1 protein-coding gene is annotated in these 314 nt (G+C 50.0%); it reads right to left on the reverse strand.

Features of this window, described 5'->3' with window-relative positions; all coding sequences use genetic code 11:
- A partial coding sequence (locus B3180_RS07950; protein WP_286843908.1) for a TolB family protein occupies positions 1–314 on the reverse strand: 314 nt, incomplete at both ends.

Genomic DNA, 314 nt, shown 5'->3' on the forward strand with positions numbered 1-314 from the left:
AACTCCGACTGATACAACTCGCGCTGCTCCAATGTGCGCAAATCGATCGCACTTAACGTTGGTTTTTCGCCCGGAGTCATCAGATAAACCCGGTCGTTACGGGCACCGTACTGAGGTAAACGTCCACGTTCTGCTATTTGCTCTGGTTCAGCAGAGGCTGACACTGCAACGCGATAGATACCGTTTTCCAGACCAAACTTATCGGAAATTAAGTAACCCCCACGTATTTTGCGGTAAACCACATGCTTGCCGTCCGGAGAGAATGTGGGTTCAACAAAGTTGCCCTCTCCGGTATTCAGCACCTGTTCATTACC

This window comes from Idiomarina sp. UBA4206 (genome assembly GCF_002383015.1).
Classification (GTDB): domain Bacteria; phylum Pseudomonadota; class Gammaproteobacteria; order Enterobacterales; family Alteromonadaceae; genus Idiomarina; species Idiomarina abyssalis.